Annotated in this window: 16 protein-coding genes; all 16 read left to right on the top strand. The window is 45.3% G+C overall.

The window, feature by feature from the left end; genetic code table 11:
- Nucleotides 1-432 (top strand): RicAFT regulatory complex protein RicA family protein, encoded by a 432-nt coding sequence (locus QY97_RS01565; protein ID WP_039232549.1) that lies wholly within the window; start codon nucleotides 1-3, stop codon nucleotides 430-432.
- A gap of 126 nt (nucleotides 433-558) precedes the next feature.
- Complete coding sequence (gene cotE / locus QY97_RS01560) at nucleotides 559-1,092, top strand: outer spore coat protein CotE (RefSeq protein ID WP_039232547.1); 534 nt, start codon at nucleotides 559-561, stop codon at nucleotides 1,090-1,092.
- Between the two features lie 116 nt (nucleotides 1,093-1,208).
- Nucleotides 1,209-3,830 carry a DNA mismatch repair protein MutS gene (gene mutS / locus QY97_RS01555; RefSeq protein ID WP_039232545.1) on the top strand — a complete coding sequence of 874 codons (2,622 nt, stop codon included), beginning with the start codon at nucleotides 1,209-1,211 and terminating at the stop codon, nucleotides 3,828-3,830.
- Nucleotides 3,831-3,891: 61 nt separating this feature from the next.
- Entirely contained in the window at nucleotides 3,892-5,805 is a 1,914-nt protein-coding gene (gene mutL, locus QY97_RS01550; protein WP_039232542.1) for a DNA mismatch repair endonuclease MutL, read from the top strand.
- A 70-nt stretch (nucleotides 5,806-5,875) separates the two neighbouring features.
- Complete coding sequence (locus QY97_RS01545; RefSeq protein ID WP_039232539.1) at nucleotides 5,876-6,430, top strand: glycerol-3-phosphate responsive antiterminator; 555 nt, start codon at nucleotides 5,876-5,878, stop codon at nucleotides 6,428-6,430.
- Nucleotides 6,431-6,602: 172 nt separating this feature from the next.
- Nucleotides 6,603-7,424: an MIP/aquaporin family protein gene (locus QY97_RS01540; protein WP_039232789.1), complete on the top strand. Its 822-nt coding sequence runs from the start codon at nucleotides 6,603-6,605 to the stop codon at nucleotides 7,422-7,424.
- 18 nt (nucleotides 7,425-7,442) lie between these two features.
- Nucleotides 7,443-8,936: a glycerol kinase GlpK gene (gene glpK / locus QY97_RS01535; protein ID WP_039232536.1), complete on the top strand. Its 1,494-nt coding sequence runs from the start codon at nucleotides 7,443-7,445 to the stop codon at nucleotides 8,934-8,936.
- Between the two features lie 162 nt (nucleotides 8,937-9,098).
- Nucleotides 9,099-10,751 (top strand): glycerol-3-phosphate dehydrogenase/oxidase, encoded by a 1,653-nt coding sequence (locus QY97_RS01530; protein WP_039232533.1) that lies wholly within the window; start codon nucleotides 9,099-9,101, stop codon nucleotides 10,749-10,751.
- Between the two features lie 99 nt (nucleotides 10,752-10,850).
- Complete coding sequence (locus QY97_RS01525) at nucleotides 10,851-11,624, top strand: arylamine N-acetyltransferase family protein (RefSeq protein WP_039232529.1); 774 nt, start codon at nucleotides 10,851-10,853, stop codon at nucleotides 11,622-11,624.
- 292 nt (nucleotides 11,625-11,916) lie between these two features.
- A complete protein-coding gene (miaA, locus tag QY97_RS01520; protein WP_039232526.1) occupies nucleotides 11,917-12,867 on the top strand; it encodes a tRNA (adenosine(37)-N6)-dimethylallyltransferase MiaA in 951 nt (316 codons plus the stop codon).
- A gap of 32 nt (nucleotides 12,868-12,899) precedes the next feature.
- Entirely contained in the window at nucleotides 12,900-13,133 is a 234-nt protein-coding gene (hfq, locus tag QY97_RS01515; protein ID WP_039232523.1) for an RNA chaperone Hfq, read from the top strand.
- A 227-nt stretch (nucleotides 13,134-13,360) separates the two neighbouring features.
- Complete coding sequence (gene spoVK / locus QY97_RS01510) at nucleotides 13,361-14,293, top strand: stage V sporulation protein K (RefSeq protein ID WP_039232787.1); 933 nt, start codon at nucleotides 13,361-13,363, stop codon at nucleotides 14,291-14,293.
- A 178-nt stretch (nucleotides 14,294-14,471) separates the two neighbouring features.
- Nucleotides 14,472-15,035, top strand: a complete 564-nt coding sequence (locus tag QY97_RS01505; protein WP_083965740.1) for a TetR/AcrR family transcriptional regulator — start codon at nucleotides 14,472-14,474, stop codon at nucleotides 15,033-15,035.
- A 141-nt stretch (nucleotides 15,036-15,176) separates the two neighbouring features.
- A complete protein-coding gene (locus QY97_RS01500; RefSeq protein ID WP_039232520.1) occupies nucleotides 15,177-16,319 on the top strand; it encodes an acyl-CoA dehydrogenase in 1,143 nt (380 codons plus the stop codon).
- A gap of 25 nt (nucleotides 16,320-16,344) precedes the next feature.
- Nucleotides 16,345-17,979, top strand: coding sequence for an AMP-binding protein (locus tag QY97_RS01495; protein ID WP_175286605.1), 1,635 nt, complete (start codon nucleotides 16,345-16,347; stop codon nucleotides 17,977-17,979).
- A gap of 19 nt (nucleotides 17,980-17,998) precedes the next feature.
- Entirely contained in the window at nucleotides 17,999-19,357 is a 1,359-nt protein-coding gene (locus QY97_RS01490; protein WP_039232517.1) for an acetyl-CoA carboxylase biotin carboxylase subunit, read from the top strand.
- The last annotated feature ends 2 nt before the right edge of the window (nucleotides 19,358-19,359 follow it).

Genomic DNA, 19,359 nt, shown 5'->3' with positions numbered 1-19,359 from the left:
ATGAAGAAGTTTACAAAGGATGATATTCTGGCAAAAGCAACAGAGCTTGCGCACATGATTGCTGAAACGGAAGAAGTAGAATTTTTTAAAGAAGCAGAAGCGAAAATTCATGAAAATCAAAAAGTGCGTGAGAAGATTGCCAGTTTGAAAAGCTTGCAAAAACAAGCTGTTAACTTCCAGCACTATGGCAAGACTGAAGCGTTAAAAATGGTGGAAGAAAAGATGGCAAAGATCGAACAGGAGCTAGATGAGCTTCCTATTGTTCAGCAATTTAAGGAATCTCAAGTAGAAGTAAATGACATTTTACAAATCGTTACTTCAGCTATTTCAAATACAGTGACAAACGATATTATTGAGTCGACCGGCGGAGATCTGCTTCGCGGACAAACCGGCGCTCAGGTAAAAAACAGCATGCCAGGAGGCTGCCGTTAAGAGGTCTTTTTGTACTAAGCATCAGCTAAGCCAGCTGGTGCTTTTTTAATTTTTTGTATGTTCTAGGCACATGTCATGGTTTCCGTGCATATGATAAATGGAGAACATGCAAGGAGGGACGCTCGAATGGCAGAATATAGAGAGATTATTACGAAGTCGGTCGTTGCCAAAGGCCGGAAGTTTACTCAGACGCATCACACCATTTGTCCGCCGCATCATCCATCGAGCATTTTAGGCTGCTGGATTATTAATCATGAATATAAAGCAAAAAAAACAGGCAGAAAAGTAGAAGTGCATGGGACATACGACATTAACGTGTGGTATTCACATCATGACAATACCAGAACTTCAGTCGTAACGGAAAAAGTAGAGTATAAAGATATCATTAAGCTGAAGTATCGGGACGAACACTGTTTCGATGATAATGAAGTCATGGCCAGGGTGCTCCAGCAGCCCAATTGCTGTGAAGCGGAAATCACTTCGAATGGAACAAGAATTGTTGTGCAGGCAGAAAGAGAATTTTTAGTGGAGGTTGTAGGCGAAACTAAGGTATGCGTAGCAGTAAATCCTGACGGGTGTGATGATGACTGGGACTTTGATATAGATGATGATGATTATGAAGACTTGGATACGGCTTTTATAGATCATAAAAAAGACTAACAAGCATGCGAACTGGAACCTTCCAGTTCGCATTGTTTGTGTAAGCGGGCAAAAGCAGAGTATGGTATAATGTGAAGTTGAACATAGCTACGATTTCTTGAAAGGGATTGGGACAGATGAAGCAATACACACCAATGATCCAGCAATATTTGACAGTGAAGGCACAGTACGAAGATGCCTTTTTATTTTTTCGTTTAGGCGACTTTTATGAGATGTTTTTTGAAGATGCGACAAAAGCCAGCCAGCTTTTAGAGATTACATTAACGAGCAGAGATGGGGGCCAATCCGGGCGTATTCCAATGTGTGGGGTGCCTTATCATTCTGCTGCTTCTTATATTGAACAGCTAGTTGAATTGGGATACAAGGTAGCCATCTGCGAGCAGACAGAGGATCCCAAGCAGGCTAAGGGTGTGGTGAAGCGGGAGGTCGTTCAGCTTATTACCCCAGGCACGGTCATGGAAGGGAAAGGGTTGCAGGAGAAGGAGAATAATTACATTGCAGCGCTTATTCACGAGGCTGATGATACATATGCTTTAGCATTCTGCGATGTTTCTACTGGAGAGAGCCGGACTGCAAAGCTTTCTGCATTGGATGAAGTAATCAATGAGATATCTACGCTGCGCGCGAAGGAAATTGTTATTCAAGAAGAATTGGACGAGCTGGTACGGAAACAGCTGAAAGAGCGTCTGCAGGTGACTCTGTCCATAGAGGACACTGCAGAGGAACAAGAGGACTTCCAGGCATTGATGGAGGAAGTGGCTGACTCAGCTTTGCGGACAGCCGTTTCATTGCTTTTTCATTATTTGCACCGGACGCAAAAGAGAAGCCTTACTCATCTGCAGCCGGTTATTGTATACGAAGTCAACCAATTTATGAAAATAGATTTTTATTCAAAACGAAATCTGGAATTAACAGAAACGATTCGATCAAAAGGAAAGAAAGGCTCGCTGTTATGGCTGCTCGATGAAACAATGACAGCTATGGGAGGTCGAATGTTAAAGCAATGGATTGACCGGCCGCTGATTGATCCTGGGAAGATCAATGAACGTTTATCCATGGTGGAGGTGCTGATTGGCTCCTTCTTTGAACGTCAGGAAGTGAGAGAGCTGCTGAAGGAAGTATATGATTTGGAGAGGTTGGCAGGAAGGGTTGCATTTGGCAATGTAAACGGCCGCGATCTTGTGCAGCTGAAAAAGTCTCTCCAGCAGATCCCTGTACTAAAGGAACTGCTGCTTCAAATTCAGAGCCCGGCTGTGCATAAGCTTTCAAAGGCGATGAATCCTTGCGAGGAATTAACTGATTTATTGGAGCGGGCACTAGTGGAACAGCCGCCGATCTCAGTGAAAGAAGGAGGGATCATTCGGGAAGGCTTCCATCCGGAGCTTGATGAATATAGAGATGCCAGCCGAAACGGCAAGAACTGGATTGCCAACCTTCAAGCAGAAGAACGGGAAAGAACAGGTATTAAATCGCTCAAAATCGGCTATAACCGGATTTTTGGCTATTATATTGAGGTGACAAAGGCAAACCTTCACTTGCTTCAGGATGACCGGTATGAGAGAAAGCAAACACTTGCAAACTGCGAGCGCTTTATTACACCTGAATTGAAGGAGAAAGAGACGCTCATTCTGCAGGCGAATGAAAAAAGCGTCGAGCTTGAATACGAGCTGTTCCTGGAAGTGAGGGAGCAGGTAAAAGAATTTATTCCGCAGCTGCAGGAGCTGTCTCGTCTTGTCAGTGAGCTGGATGTGTTGCAATGCTTTGCAGAGGTCAGTGAGAAGCGTCAATATGTGAAGCCGCAGCTCACCAATAGCCGGGAGCTCTTTATTAAAGATGGACGTCACCCGGTAGTAGAAAAGGTAATGGATTCTCAGGAGTATGTGCCGAATGATTGCGTGATGGACGAGGAACGGGAAATGCTTCTCGTCACAGGTCCTAATATGTCGGGTAAGAGCACGTATATGAGACAAATTGCTTTAACGGCGGTAATGGCACAGATCGGCTGCTTCGTGCCTGCGTCCGAAGCAGTTGTACCGGTGTTTGATCAAGTATTTACGAGAATTGGTGCAGCGGATGATTTAATTTCGGGACAAAGCACATTTATGGTAGAAATGCTTGAAGCTAAAAATGCCGTAACCAATGCAACGAGACAATCACTCATCCTATTCGATGAAATCGGGCGCGGCACCTCTACTTATGACGGCATGGCTCTTGCCCAGGCGATTATTGAGTATATACATGAGCATATCCAGGCTAAAACGCTCTTTTCTACCCATTATCATGAGTTAACGGTACTAGAGGAAGAGCTTTCCCGCTTGAAGAATGTACACGTCAGCGCGGTAGAGCAAAATGGGAGAGTCGTTTTTCTTCATAAAATTAAGGAGGGAGCGGCTGATAAAAGCTACGGTATTCATGTTGCCCAGCTGGCGGAGCTTCCTGATGAACTGATTGAGCGGGCAGCAGCCCTGCTTAAGGAGTTTGAGAAGGAAGAGGCCGCCGCGTCCCCTAAAGTGAGGGTACAAGAGGGGGAAAAGCAAGAGCAGAAAACGGTCGTGAAAGAGGCAGCAGGCCAGCTCTCTTTCTTTGAAGAAGAACCAGCTTCTGTATCTTCCAAACCGGCTTCACCTAAAGAGAAACATATTATTGAAGAATTGAAGTCCTATGATCTGCTGGAGATGACTCCATTAGAGGCAATGAATGCCTTATATGCCCTGCAAAAAAAGCTTAAGAAATCGTAATCTTTTCCGGCTATTTGTACCGGAATAAAGAACACAATGACCAGAAGGAGAGTGAAGGAAGTTGGGAAAGATCATTCAGCTTGGCGATGAACTGGCTAATAAAATTGCAGCCGGGGAAGTGGTAGAGCGGCCCGCTTCCGTCGTAAAAGAACTTATAGAAAATGCGCTTGATGCAAACAGTACGGTCATTGAAGTTGACGTGGAAGAAGCAGGCCTTGAAAGCATTCGTGTCTTGGATAACGGTGATGGCATTGCCCCAGAGGATGTGCTTACGGCTTTTTCCCGTCATGCAACGAGTAAGATCAAAGATGAAAATGACTTGTTCCGTATTCGCACGCTCGGCTTTAGAGGAGAGGCGCTTCCGAGCATCGCAGCGGTATCAGAGCTGTCTGTGACGACCGGAACCGGAGAAGGGCCGGGCACAAAGCTGGTTCTTTCAGGTGGTGTCATACAGGAGCATGAACCGGCCTCGAGTCGAAAAGGAACAGATATAAAGGTGTCAGGTTTATTTTTCAATACACCGGCACGGCTGAAATATATGAAAACGGTTCACACAGAGCTTGGAAATATCACGGATGTTGTCAACCGTCTGGCCCTGGCTCACCCGGAAGCGGCTATTCGGCTTCGCCATAACGGAAGAGAACTGCTGCATACGACGGGAAACGGTGATGTACGTCAGGTACTGGCGGCTATTTATGGGTTAAATACAGCGAAGAAGATGATTCCGCTGACCGCTTCTTCTCTTGATTTTGATGTGAGCGGCTGGATCGCTCTTCCTGAGGTGACACGTGCCTCGAGAAATTACCTTTCTACCATGGTGAATGGACGGTTTATTAAAAATTACAGTTTAACGAAGGCAGTACAAGAAGGGTATCATACCTTGCTTCCAATTGGCCGGTACCCCATTGCTCTTCTCCATATCACGATGGATCCTATATTAGTGGATGTGAATGTTCACCCTTCAAAGCTCGAGGTTCGTTTTAGTAAGGAGCAGGAGCTGAAGGAACTGATTACCTCTTCTATTCGTTCAGCGTGGCGACAGGAAACGTTAATTCCGAGCAGTGTTCAGGCGCCGAAGAAGGTTAAACCGGTGTCCGATCAGCAGGCCTTTTCGCTTGACCATACGAGTTATGTTGAAAAGAGACAGAAAGAAGAACGTGTGCGAACCGTGCCTGTTTCCCCTGTTCAAAAGCAGGAGGAGCTGCTGCCGACGGAGAAAATGAAGGAGCTCTATGCAAGGGAGCTATATGAGCCAGAGCCCGGAACAAGAGAACCTTTCTTTCCATCAGAGCTGAAGGAGGAAAAGCCGGATCTTCTCCAATCGGCCTTCGGAGCAAGTGCTGTAAAGGAAGAAGTGGAGATGCAAGAAGAGCCAAGCGAGGATGATGAAAGCCGTCTGCCGCCTCTTTATCCGATCGGCCAGATGCATGGTACGTATATATTTGCCCAAAATGAAAAGGGGCTTTATATGATTGACCAGCATGCGGCACAGGAGCGGTTGAAATATGAATTTTTCCGCGAAAAAGTAGGACAGGTGGAAAAGGAGCTTCAGGATATGCTCGTACCAATGACACTCGAATATGCAGCGGATGATTGTATTAAAATCACTGAGCATTTAGAGGAGTTAAAAGAGGTAGGCATCTTCTTAGAGCCATTCGGAGAGCGGGCGTTTATCGTCAATAGTCATCCGCAATGGTTTCCAAAAGGGGAAGAGCAACAGATGATCGAGGAAATCATTGAGCAGCTGTTGTCTATGAAGAAGGTAGATATTAAAAAGCTGAGAGAAGAGGCAGCGATTATGATGAGCTGCAAGGCATCGATTAAAGCGAACCATCACCTTCGCCATGATGAAATCCAACAGCTTCTGGATGATCTGAGACGAAGCAGCGATCCGTTCACCTGCCCGCACGGCCGTCCAATTATTATTCACTATTCCACCTATGAAATTGAGAAAATGTTTAAGCGAATTATGTAAGGATCTACACTTCAGCCTTGGTCTATCTATGAACGAGGCTGAAGTGAACAAAAGACGAGGAGAATCAATCATGAGCTTTCATGGACAAAAAATTTTGCCGGCAGTTCGAACGATGAAAGACTTCGATAAAATGCTTGAAACGCCTTTTGAATATGGTGTTTTCTTAGATCTGCACATCGGCATGGTAAAGAGTGTGTTTGAGTACGCACACCAGCAAAAGAAAAAAATGTTTTTACATTTAGATTTGATCCATGGCTTAACAAGCGATGAACCCGCCGCTGAATTTATTGCTCAATATGCGAAGCCGTACGGGGTGATCTCTACAAAAGGCAATGCCTTGGTGAAAGCAAAGCAAAAAGGATTACTGGCAACCCAACGTGCATTTGTGATTGATTCCAGCGCGCTCGAAAGAAGCATTAAACTGATTGAGCGGACGGATCCTGATTTCATTGAAGTACTCCCAGGAGTGGTGCCGAAGGTAATTAACACACTTCACGAGAGAACAGGAAAGCCGATCTTCGCCGGGGGGCTGATTGAAACCCAGGAAGAGGTAGAGGCAGCGCTTGAGGCAGGTGCCTGTGCGATTACAACCTCTAACCGGGAGCTATGGAAACTGTATTATTAGTACAGGGGAAAGTGCAAGACTGTTGACACCGCTTACAAAAAGATTTATGATGGAAACAAGTTAATAATTTGTGATAGAGAACACGGAGACTCACAGCATATTCCTTTGTAAAGAAGGAGTATTCGTTGTGGTTTTTGTGTTCTTTTTATTTTGTCTGAAAGAAGGGGAGAACATGACACCATTCATGGGGGAATTGATTGGCACGGCCTTGCTCATTATTTTCGGGGCGGGTGTGTGTGCGAACGTAAATTTAAAAGGATCCTTTGCTTTTCAGTCTGGCTGGATCGTCATCGCGGCTGGCTGGGGGTTAGCTGTAGCGATGGCTGTATACGCGGTCGGACAATTCAGCGGTGCTCACTTAAATCCAGCTGTGACATTAGCTTTAGCGTTTGCGGGAGATTTTGCTTGGGGAGACGTTCTTTCGTATATAACGGCTCAAATGATTGGCGCCTTTCTTGGGGCAGCCGTAGTTTTTCTTCACTTTTATCCGCATTGGCGAGTGACAGAGGACGAAGGGACAAAGCTCGGTGTGTTTGCTACCGGGCCGGCTATTCAGCATACGGCCTCCAACCTTTTGAGTGAAATCATTGGGACTTTTATTTTGACTGTCGGCATATTATCTATTGGAGCGAATCAGTTTACGGAAGGGCTAAATCCGTTTATTGTAGGATTGTTGATCGTAGCTATCGGTGTATCATTAGGAGGAACGACAGGCTATGCGATCAATCCGGCGCGTGACCTTGGTCCGCGGCTGGCTCATTTCCTGCTTCCTATTGCAGGTAAAGGGAGTTCCAATTGGCCATATGCCTGGATTCCTGTCATCGGACCGCTTCTTGGCGGGTCGCTTGGCGGTTTGTTTTACCGGTCGGTTTTCCTTGGGGATACAGTGCCGGCATTCTGGGCGGTTGCCATTCTAACCGCAGCTGTTTGGCTGGTTGCATTTATAATAGGAAAGAAGCATCAGACAGTGTCTAATCAAGTAGATATTGGATAGAGAGAGGAAGAGAAACAGATGGACCAATTTATTTTAGCGATCGATCAAGGTACGACAAGCTCACGGGCTATCCTTTTCGATAAGAAAGGAGAGATCGTACACGTAGCGCAGAAGGAGTTTACTCAGCATTTTCCTCATTCTGGCTGGGTGGAGCATAATGCGAATGAAATATGGGGAGTCGTTCAGTCCTGCATTGCGGAGGTACTTTCTGAAAACAATATCGGAGCAGAGCAAATTGCTGGAATCGGGATTACGAACCAGCGGGAAACAACGGTCGTTTGGGAAAAGGAGACGGGTAATCCTGTCTATCATGCGATTGTTTGGCAGTCGCGGCAGACTGCTGATATCTGCGATGAGCTCAAGGAACAAGGCTATAATGACCTGTTTCGGAGAAAAACAGGCTTGTTGATCGATGCTTATTTCTCCGGTACGAAAGTGAAGTGGATTTTAGATAACGTCGAGGGCGCGCGCGAAAAGGCGGACAAAGGAGAGTTACTATTCGGCACGATTGATACGTGGCTGATTTGGAAATTGTCTGGCGGCAAAGCACATGTCACTGACTACTCTAACGCTTCGCGAACGTTAATGTATAACATTCATGAGCTTAAGTGGGATGAGGAATTGCTGGACATTCTCAATGTTCCTGCCTCTATGCTTCCAGAGGTGCGGCCGTCTTCAGAGGTCTATGCTCATACAGCAGCGAGTCATTTCTTCGGCAAAGAAGTGCCCATCGCGGGAGCGGCGGGTGATCAGCAGGCAGCCTTGTTCGGACAAGCGTGTTATGAGGAAGGCATGGCGAAAAATACGTACGGCACAGGCTGCTTTATGTTAATGCATACAGGGGAACAAGCGGTAGAGTCTGATCATGGACTGCTCACAACCATTGCATGGGGAATTGATGGAAAAGTAGAATATGCCTTAGAGGGAAGTATTTTCGTAGCGGGATCAGCCATTCAGTGGCTGCGGGACGGTCTTCGAATGATTAATGACCCGGCCTTGACGGAGGAATACGCGACGCGCGTGACTTCCTCTGAAGGTGTGTATGTGGTCCCTGCCTTTGTCGGCATGGGAACGCCTTATTGGGATAGTGATGCACGGGGGGCGGTATTCGGTTTAACGAGAGGAACAGAGAAAGAGCACTTTATCCGGGCTACGCTGGAATCACTCGCTTATCAAACGAAAGATGTTCTTGAGGCGATGGAAGCAGACTCAGGTATTTCCTTGAAGAAGCTCCGTGTGGATGGCGGAGTAGTGAAGAATAATTTCTTAATGCAATTCCAAAGCGACATGCTGCAGGTTCCAGTAGAACGGCCTGTGATTAATGAAACTACTGCTTTAGGTGCTGCGTATCTTGCCGGCCTCGCGGTAGGCTTCTGGAAGGACCGGAGTGACATTTCATCTAAATGGAAGATGGAGCACAATTTTTATCCGCACATGGAAAAAGAAGAGCAGGTCCGTCTGTGTAAAGGGTGGAAGAAAGCTGTAGAAGCTACTTTAGCCTTTAAGATTTGAATTTTTAGCGAAGCTGCTTTATAATAAAGATAAGTTAATACATTGTCCGGAGAATCTGAGAGACTCGTCTGCATAGCGGCATCATGCCGTTATGCTTTGACGAGTCTCTTTTTGTTTTTCTGGGACAGTGCCGGGGAAAATAGAAAGCGGAGGGAATATAATATGACATTTTCTAGCTTAAAACGAAAAGAAACGTTAAATAAGCTGCGGACAGAAGCATTTGATTTAGTCGTAATTGGAGGCGGGATTACAGGAGCCGGCATTGCACTGGATGCAACGATGAGAGGCATGAAAACAGCCGTTGTTGAAATGCAGGATTTTGCGGCTGGGACATCAAGCCGTTCAACAAAGCTTGTGCACGGCGGCTTACGTTATTTAAAACAATTCGAAGTAAAGATGGTTGCTGAAATAGGAAAAGAGCGGGCAATCGTATATGAAAACGGTCCTCACGTAACGACACCTGAGTGGATGCTTTTACCAATGCATAAGGGTGGTACATTCGGCAAGTTCACTACAGGGATCGGCCTGCGGTTATATGATTTTCTTGCTGGAGTGAAAAAATCAGAGAGACGGTCTATGCTGTCTGCAGAACAGACACTGCAAAAGGAACCGCTCGTAAAGAAAAATGATTTGGTAGGCGGCGGTTACTATGTAGAGTATCGGACAGATGATGCCCGCTTAACGATGGAAGTCATGAAGAAAGCTGTGGAAAAGGGCGCCGTCTCTATCAATTATGTCAAAGCGGAAGAGTTCCTGTATGAGAATCAAAAGGTTACGGGGATTCGTGCAAAGGACTTATTCACTGGCGAGACAATCAATATTCAAGCAACCAAAGTCGTTAACGCAGCTGGCCCATGGGTGGATGAGGTGCGCAAGAAGGATTATTCTGTAAATAATAAGCATCTGCGCCTTACGAAAGGTACCCACATTGTCATCGACCAATCTAAGTTTCCTTTAAAGCAGGCAGTATACTTTGATACACCAGATGGCCGGATGGTTTTTGCGATTCCTCGCGATGGGAAAGCTTATGTCGGTACAACAGACACGTTTTATGATAAAGACAAGGCGAACCCGAAAATGCTGGCTGAGGACCGGGAGTATTTGCTGAAGGCGATCCGCTATATGTTTCCAGAGGTAAGTATCCAGGAGACAGACGTGGAGTCCAGCTGGGCAGGTGTGCGCCCGCTTATCTATGAAGAGGGGAAAGATCCTTCTGAGATATCAAGAAAGGATGAGATTTGGGAAGGGGACAGCGGACTGATTACGATTGCTGGAGGAAAGCTGACTGGCTACAGAAAGATGGCTGAAATGGTCGTAGATCTTGTGTCTAAGCGTTTAAAGGAAGAAACGGACATCTTATTCAGTGAGAGCCAAACCGCTCATTTGCCGATTTCTGGAGGAGATATTGGCGGCTCTAAACAACTAGAGGCGTTTGTAGCGAGCAAAGCAAAAGAAGCTGAAGCTTACGGATTAACGAGGGAAGAAGGAGAGAGCCTTGCCCGTATGTATGGCTCTAATGTAGATGTGCTCTTTAAGCTTGCCCGTGAACATAAGACAGTTGATCAATTGCCTAAGAAGCTATATCTCCAGCTGTTATATGCTATTCATTATGAAATGGCTGCAAAGCCGGTGGACTTCTTTATTCGTCGGACAGGAAGCTTATTCTTCCGCATAGAGGAAGTCATTCGCTACAAGCAACCGGTCATTGATGTAATGGCTGAGGTGTTTGGATGGGAGCCGGCCGTTAAAGCTGCCTATGAACAGGAATTAGAAAAAGAAATACAAGATGCGCGAGTGCCGGTGGACCTGCAATAACGGCACGCACAAAATACCGTAAAGAAAAAAGATGGTCAGTCTACGAGTGAAGGCTGATCATCTTTTTTGTCTTATACTATAGAAAAGGAGGAGAATATGATGAGTGATTTAAACACATTGTTCCGCAGACGGATCGGCTTTTCCCAAGAGGAAGTGCTCACATTTGAAAAATTAAATACCGTTCTAGAAAAGACGGCGAAAAGGATTCCGTTTGAAAACCTGTGCATTATAGCAAATGAGACTGCCGGTATTACGAAAGAGAACTTAATAAGGAAGATCATTACAAGAAATGAGGGCGGCCTTTGCTATGAACTCAACTCCATTTTTTATTTATTCCTGGTTGATAACGGGTTTGATGCTGCTTTAGTTCGCGGAGTTATATACGATCATGCCAAGCAGCAATGGAGTGTAACAGGCAAGACCCACGCAGCGATTCTTTTGAAACATGCCGGACAGCTTTATTTAGTGGATACCGGATTTGGCGGGAATCTTCCATTAAAACCTGTACCGCTAAATGGAGAGGCAGTGACGTCAGGAAATGGAGAATTTCGAGTGGAGCAGACGGATACGGAACACGGCGATTACCTTTTTTATATGAAATTAAAGCATAAAGATAAAGAATGGAGAGTAGGGTACGCCTTTAATTCGGTAGAAACCATCGGTGAGGTATCTAAGCTGAATGAGATGCAAACGGTAATCGTTGAGCATCCAGAGTCCCCTTTTAATAAAAAGCCGTTAATCACCCGTCTGACTGACAGGGGAAATATTACTCTGTCGGGCAATGTATTGACGAAATGGACAGATGGAAAAGCGGAAAAAAGAGAGGTAAAGGAAGAAGTATTCGAAGAGACAGTGCGGACAAACTTCCGCTAACTCACCGGCTAACCTTACGAGCCGCCATATTTGCTGATATGGGAGCTGCGCTTCTTGTCACACTGAACAGTGTAAGGTTATTGAAGGTGGAGGAATAAAGGGAAAGCCTCGTGATTTCTCTTTTTATATACTCTTGGAGGTGGGCAGTATGGTGGGAAATATAAGATTTTTAAAATTTATTAAGAATAAATGGACTGAAATAAGGGAAAGCGGGAAAGAATGGGGTACTAGCTTTTGTAACTGTCTATTCTTATGATACGATGAAGAAAAATCGGTAAAGGCAGTGAAAAGATTGCAGGCAAAAGAAAAGCTAGTTGTTATTATTGGTCCCACCGCGGTTGGAAAGACAGCGTTGAGTATTCACTTAGCTAAAAAATTCGGCGGGGAAATCATCAGCGGTGATTCTATGCAGGTATACAAAGGAATGGATATCGGCACCGCTAAAATTACGTCAGAGGAAATGCAAGATATTCCCCACCATTTAATTGATATAAAAGAGCCGGATGAAGCATTCTCAGCTGCTGAGTTTCAACAGCTTGTGAGGAAGACAATAACAGACATCACGAACAGAGGCGCACTTCCCATTATTGTTGGGGGCACGGGCTTATACGTTCAGTCTGTTATTTATGATTATCAGTTTGCTGAACAGGGCGGCGATCCGCTGATTCGGAAAGAACTCGAGGAAGAGGCGGAACGCATTGGGAAGGAAGCTTTCTATGAAAAGCTGAAGGGCATCGATCCTGAAGCGGCCGCATCGATTCACCCAAATAACGTTCGAAGGGTAGTTCGGGCTTTAGAAGTCTACTACACAACAGGAGAGAAGATGTCCAGGCAACAAACAGAAGAGCCGGAGCTGCTTTATGACGCTGTGCTGATCGGTTTGACGATGGAGCGTGAACAGCTTTACCAGCGCATCAATAAGAGGGTGGACATAATGATGCAGAATGGCCTGCTTGAAGAAGTGACCGGTCTGTGGGAAAAAGGCATACGCAGCGGCCAGGCTGTTCAGGCCATCGGTTACAAAGAAATTTTCAGCTACTTAAAAGGAGAGGCATCTTTAGAAGAGGCTGTCGAGCAGTTAAAGCAAAACTCCAGAAATTATGCAAAGCGTCAACTCACATGGTTCCGAAATAAAATGCCGGTAAACTGGTTTGACCTCTCTAATAAGGAAGAGCGGATGGTAAAAATTCAGCAAATTTCAGATTTTATTGCAGGAAAGCTGCAGTTAAAGGAGAATAAGTAAAAGTATAGACAGAAAGAGGAGGAAATAAGCTTATGAAACAAGGGGTCAATATCCAAGATCAATTTTTAAATCAGCTTCGAAAAGACGGTACACTTGTGACTGTGTATTTATTGAATGGATTTCAATTGCGAGGTTATATAAAAGGTTTTGATAATTTCACCGTTTTATTCGAATCAGATGGCAAGCAGCAACTGGTCTATAAACATGCCATTTCTACTTTTGCTCCTCAACGAAACGTGCAAATTTCTCTGGAAGAACAAGAATAAATGAATTCGTGAGACGCGTACTTTTTGTACGCGTTTTTTTCATGTGCATGCAATGTTGGCTTTGAAGCTGGGAGGTGCAAAGAAAGCGGCCTGCGGCTTGTATTTTGTTTTCTTCGCATGGTTTGTTCTGCAGGTGAATAGAATGAAGCAAGGGAATTTATTTCTCGGGAAAGCGCAAGAAGAGACAGAATGTGACGGTTCGCGTCAAAGGTGGTGGGGTGATAAAAGTGAAGCAGCCAATTCGCATGAAAGATAATGGTCAGATCAATGTCGTGCTGCACACTAAAAATGAGCAAAGACAGCAGCCAGCCCCTAAAGAAAGCGTGTATAACTGGTCCAGCTCCTCCGAGCATGCGGTATTAAAGAAGATAGAAGGCGAACTGGACGCTTTAGTAGGATTAGATGAGTTAAAGAAGATGATCCGTGAAATATATGCATGGATTTTCATCAGCAAAAAAAGGGAAGCCAGTGGACTAAAGGCGGGCAAACAAGTGCTGCATATGATGTTTAAAGGCAATCCGGGCACAGGAAAAACAACGGCCGCCCGCATTATAGGAAAGCTCTTCTATGAGATGAAAGTGTTATCTAAGGGACATTTAATTGAAGCGGAGAGGGCGGACCTCGTAGGTGAATATATCGGCCATACAGCACAAAAGACACGCGATTTAATAAAGAAAGCGATGGGCGGCATCCTATTTATTGATGAAGCATATTCGTTAGGACGAGGCGGAGAGAAGGACTTTGGAAAAGAAGCCATTGATACACTCGTAAAGCACATGGAAGATAAACAGAACGATTTTATCTTAATTCTTGCCGGTTACCCAAGAGAGATGAATCACTTCTTTTCACTGAATCCGGGGCTTGAATCACGTTTTCCACTCGTTTTCCATTTTCCGGATTACCGTCCTGAACAATTGATGGCTATTGCTGAAAAAATGGCAGCAGAGAAAGAGTATAAATTAAGCAAGGAAGCAAAAACGAAGCTGCGGGAGCATTTCGTGCGAATCCGGTCTCACTCGACTCAGTCCTTTTCTAATGGCCGGTATGTGCGAAACGTGATAGAGAAAGCAATGAGGGCACACGCTGTGCGTTTGCTCGGAGAAAACAGTTACGAATACGAAGAATTAATGACGATTCAAGCAAGGGATATGGACCTTTAGAAAAGAAGCGGAAAAGCGGCAGTACCTTCATACATAACAATACTTTTTCAGATGATCGCTTACCTCTCCCAGCTGCACACAAAATATCCTTTTCCGCTTTGAACAACTAGTTTTTATTTTCAGAATATTGTGTTATAATATGAGAAAACGGGGGTATCATACGTTTAAGGTGATGAAATTGACAAAAAAACCAGCAAAAGAAAGAATCATGGATACCTCACTGGCCATGTTCGAAAAACATGGGTATCATGGCGTGACGGTAGATCAAATTGTGGAAGAAAGCGGAACATCGAAAGGAGGGTTCTACCACAACTTTAAATCAAAAGATGAACTTTTGTACGAGATCCATGACGTATTCATCACGTATGTACTTGACGGAGCACGGGAGGCGTACAGTCACCATGAAACGCCGGTAGGCAGGCTTTGTGCTCTCTTGTTATCCTTCATTAAGGTGTTTGACTTATACAAATCGCATATTACAGTTTTTTACCAAGAAAGCGCTTACCTTAAGGGAGAATTCAAGGAAGAAATCAATAATAAGAGGGACGAGTATCGCCGGATCATCCTCCAGATCATTCAGGAAGGACAAGCAAACGGTGATTTCCGGAAAGAAGTGCCAGCTGAAATTGCAGCGATGTCAATTATCGGCATGGTGAACTGGACGTATAAATGGTTCAGAAAGGATGGACGGTTTAGCATCGAGGAAATAGGCAGAATCTTTAATGACCTGCTCATTCATTAGTGTCGGAAAAAGGATTGCAAGATTCTGAAACACAAGCATATTTATTAAAAAGTCAGCCGGTTCAGTAAGCTGGCTATTATAACGTGTTGTGAGAGACCGACTAGTCCGTCTCAGGAGAGGTCAAATGGAGGGGGCATATATATGAATTTCGATTTAACGAAAGAGCAGCAGATGTTGAAGGAAATGATTAGTGATTTTGCTGAAAAAGAGATTAAGCCTCATGCACAGAAAATGGATGAATCGTCGGAGTTTGGTGAGCAGATTTTCAAAAAAATAGGGGAGCTCGGTTTGCTCGGCATTCCTTTTCCAGAAGAATATGGCGGAGCTGGTGGAGATACGGTTTCTTATGCGATTGCAGTTGAGGAGATCGGAAAAGCATGCGGCGGTACCGGCCTAAGCTATGCTGCAGCCGTGAGCCTTGGTGCGAGTCCAATTTATTACTTTGGAACGGAAGAACAAAAGAGGAAGTGGCTTGTGCCAATGGCTAAAGGGGATACGCTGGGCTCCTTCGGCTTAACAGAACCAAATGCCGGTTCTGATGCAGGCGGAACAAAAACGAAGGCAGTGCTTGATGGAAATGAGTATGTCATAAATGGAGAAAAGTGCTGGATTACGAATGCAGGCTATGCCCGTCAGGTGATCGTGACCGCTGTAACTGGCAAACGGGAGAACGGAAAGAACATTGTCTCGGCTATCATCGTACCGACAGATGCACCGGGGGTAACGATTTCCTGCAATTACGATAAAATGGGCGTCCGTGCCTCTAACACGTGTGAAATTGTATTGGATAATGTGCGTGTGCCGAAGGAGAACCTGCTTGGCGACAGCCAAAAGGGGTTCAGTCAGTTTTTGTACACATTAGACGGCGGTCGTATTTCGATAGCTGCTTTAGCTGTGGGCATCGCGCAGGCTGCGCTGGAGAAAGCGCTGGCATATGCTAAAGAGCGTGTTCAGTTCGGGCAGCCGATCTCTAAATTCCAGGCTATTCAATTTAAGCTTGCCGATATGGCTACTGAGATAGAGCTGGCGCGCAACCTCGTCTATAAGGCAGCTTGGCTGAAGGATCAGGGCCAGCCGTTTGGAAAGGAAGCAGCAATGGCAAAATTGTTCGCTTCAGAAACGAGCTTCCGCGCAGGCAACCAGGCTATTCAAATTCATGGCGGCTACGGCTATATGCGCGAATATGAGGTGGAGCGCCTGTTAAGAGATGCAAAGCTGCTTGAAATTGGAGAGGGTACATCTGAAATCCAACGCTTAGTGATCGCAAGGCATTTAGGATGCTAAAAGGATAAGAGGGGGACGAAGTGAAATGAGTGGATTGTTACGCGAAACGGTAGGAGAACTACTAGCCAAAAGAGCCGAACAATTTCCACAGCATGAAGCACTTATCTATCCAGATAGAAATTTGCGATACACATACAGTGAATTTGACCGCCTGTGCCGGAGGGCAGCTCGCGGATTAATGGCGCTCGGTATTGAAAAAGGAGAAAATTTAGCTGTCTGGGCAACAAATGTGCCTGAATGGGTCACTCTGCAGTTTGCAACCGGGAAAATGGGAGCTGTTTTGGTTACTGTTAATACAAATTATCGAGCTTCCGAGCTGGAATATTTATTGAAGCAATCAGAAAGCAAGACAATTATCCTCATAGAAGATTATCGAGGTAATTCGTACATTGACACCATTTATGAACTTTGTCCTGAGCTGCATGAATGTGAGCCAGGAAAATTATCCTCGAAACGGCTGCCGCTTTTAAAGAACGTTATTGTTCTTAGTGACAAGAGGTATAGAGGCACATACAGCTGGAGCGATGTCCTGGAGCAAGCTGACCAAGTGACAGAAGAGCTGCTGGATGCTAGAACGGAGGAGCTTTCAGCAGATGAAGTAATCAATATGCAATATACATCTGGTACAACGGGATTTCCAAAGGGCGTTATGCTTACACATAGCAATTTAATTAACAATGCTTTTAATATCGCTGGATGTATGCAATTAACAAAGGAAGACCGTCTTTGTATTCCTGTCCCGTTTTTTCATTGCTTTGGCTGTGTGATTGGCACTCTGGCCTGCGTGTCTGTAGGCGCGACGATGGTACCGGTGCAGGAATTTGATCCCGAAGCGGTGTTAGCGACCGTAGAGAAAGAGCGTTGTACTGCTTTACATGGCGTTCCCACAATGTTCATTGCTGAATTAAATCATCGTAATTTTTCAGATTATGACCTGTCTACCCTTCGAACGGGTGTGATGGCAGGGTCGAACTGCCCGGTAGAAGTAATGAAAGCAGTCATAGACAAGATGCATATGGAGGAAATTACAATTTGCTACGGTCAGACAGAGTCTTCTCCTGTTATTACGCAAACAAGGACAGATGATCCAATTAAGCTGCGCGTAGAAACGGTTGGACGGGCGCTTCCGAACGTCGAAGTGAAAATTGTAGAACCAGGCACCTCCAATGAACTGCCGCCTAATACGCAGGGCGAGTTATGCACGAGAGGCTACCATGTTATGAAAGGCTACTATAACAATGAGGAAGCAACGAGGGAAGCGATTGACAATGATGGCTGGCTTCATACCGGAGATCTTGCTGTTATGGATGAGAATGGATACGTAAGAGTAACAGGGCGTCTAAAGGATATGATCATCCGGGGCGGTGAAAATATATACCCGCGGGAGATCGAGGAGTTTTTGTATACTCATCCTAAAATCCTGGATGCTCAAGTCATTGGCGTGCCTGACGAGAAGTATGGAGAAGAGATTGTTGCCTGGGTCATTTTGAAAGAGGGAGAAGAGGCGGACGAACGCGAAATTCGAGAGTTTTGCAAAGGGAAAATTTCGCGTCATAAAATTCCTAGACAAATCTTGTTTACAAAGCAGTATCCGATGACCGCTTCAGGCAAGATACAAAAATTCAAGCTGCGGGAACAGACTGTAGGCGCATTAAAGTAAACGAAAAGGGGCGTTGCTCTTGTTTTCGAAAATATTGATTGCCAACCGTGGAGAGATTGCTTTACGAGTGATTCGCACATGCCAGAAGCTGGGGATTGCTACAGTGGCAGTGTATTCAGAAGCGGACAAAGAGGGCTTATTTGTCCGCGAGGCGGATGAGGCCTATTGCATTGGCAAGCCGCAAGTAAACCTGAGCTACTTGAATGTGGAGGAAATTATTCAAGCTGCCAAGAAAAGCGGGGCCGAAGCGATTCATCCGGGCTACGGTCTCCTATCTGAAAATGCTGACTTTGCAAAGAGATGTATACGCGAGGGAATTACTTTTATTGGACCGTCCCCTGATGTGCTGGAAGCGATGGGCAGCAAGATTCAAGCTAGAAAAACGATGAAGCAAGCAGGCATACCTATTATCGAAGGGGTGAACATTCCTCTCAAGGGAGAAGAAGAAGCGAAGAAGGCAGCGGCTGCTATTGGCTATCCTCTAATGTTAAAAGCGTCGGCAGGAGGTGGAGGTATCGGCATGCAGCTTGTCCATTCAGAGGAGGAGCTTGCTAAGGCGTTTGCCGGTAATAAGAAAAGGGCAGAGTCTTTCTTTGGAGATGGAGATATGTTTTTAGAGAAATATATTGAAGCTCCGCACCATATTGAGGTGCAGATTATGGCTGATTCTTTCGGGCAGACCGTTCCTTTATGGGAGCGGGAGTGTTCCATTCAGCGCCGGCATCAGAAAGTAGTTGAGGAGGCCCCGTCACCGTTTATAAGCGAGGAAACGCGCCAGAAGATGCTAGACGCAGCTGTGCAGGCTGCCGCAAGCATTGGCTATGTGAATGCGGGCACGATTGAGTTTTTAGTCGATCGCGAGCAAAAATTTTACTTTCTTGAGATGAATACCAGACTGCAGGTGGAGCATCCAGTGACAGAGGAAATTACCGGTTTGGATCTTGTAGAAGAACAGCTAAAGGTCGCTTCAGGTGAGAAGCTTTCCTTTACCCGGCAGGAAGTAAAAAGAAACGGGCATGCCATTGAGGTGCGCATTTATGCAGAAGACCCGAACACCTTCTTTCCTTCGCCCGGAAAGATTACTGAATTCCAGCTGCCGTCAGGGAAAGGAGTTCGTAATGAGTGTGCCATTGAAGCGGGTTCTCAAGTGACGCCTTTCTATGATCCTATGATTGGGAAGCTGATTACGTGGGGAGCCACTAGAGAAGAAGCTTGCAAGCGAATGAAAGCTGCATTGGATCAATACAAGGTAGAAGGAATCAAAACAAATATACCGATGCTGAAACAAGTGATTGCTCATGAGCAGTTTTTAAAAGGCATGACGACCACTCATTTTGTAAGTGACTACTATGTTCCAGAAAAAGTACAAACCAACTAAGG

The sequence above is a fragment of the Bacillus thermotolerans genome (assembly GCF_000812025.2).
In the GTDB taxonomy this organism is placed as follows: Bacteria; Bacillota; Bacilli; order Bacillales; family Domibacillaceae; genus Quasibacillus; species Quasibacillus thermotolerans.
The sequence above is the reverse complement of the archived record's forward strand: the minus strand, read 5'-3'. Positions and strand labels throughout refer to the sequence as shown.